The sequence below is a fragment of the Streptomyces sp. DH12 genome (genome assembly GCF_020873895.1).
GTDB lineage: Bacteria > Actinomycetota > Actinomycetes > Streptomycetales > Streptomycetaceae > Streptomyces.
Genome location: NZ_JAHWGT010000981.1, coordinates 1 through 462, shown reverse-complemented (window position 1 = coordinate 462; position 462 = coordinate 1). Strand labels below are relative to the sequence as shown.

Sequence of the window (462 nt, the reverse complement as noted above, 5' to 3'; positions counted from 1 at the left end):
CACGGGCAGGCCGAGGCTCTTGCCGAGGGCGTCGAGGCAGGCCACCTCCAGGGCGGAGAGCACCGACAGCCGCAGCTTGTCGGCGGTCTGCACGCCGCGCAGGCCGCCGACGTCGACCTGGCCCGAGACGCGGGCGGCGTCGACGGCGACCTGGTCGGCCTCGGCGAACAACCGGTTCAGGTCGTCGACACGGTGTCCGACGAGCCGGTCGGCGAGCGGGCGGGCCAGCTCCAGGTACTTGGTGTCGCCGTACGTCTCACCCAGCCCGGTGATCCCGTCGGCGGTCACCACCTCCACGATCAGCCGGGGGGTGTACGGCTGGTGCACGCCCTGGGTGTTGAGCAGGGGCGGGTCGGCGACCAGGACCGGGGTGAGGTGGACCTCGGTGACGGTCAGGTCGCGGGAGGCGGATGCGGATGCGGTCACAGGGCGGCTCCTACGGTCGGTGGGTTCATCTATCCA

1 pseudogene is annotated in these 462 nt (G+C 72.1%); it reads right to left on the bottom strand.

Going from position 1 to position 462, the window contains the following annotated elements:
• Nucleotides 1–426, bottom strand: a pseudogene (locus LPA54_RS38095) (glucarate dehydratase); the annotation flags it as partial.
• Nucleotides 427–462 lie beyond the last annotated feature (36 nt).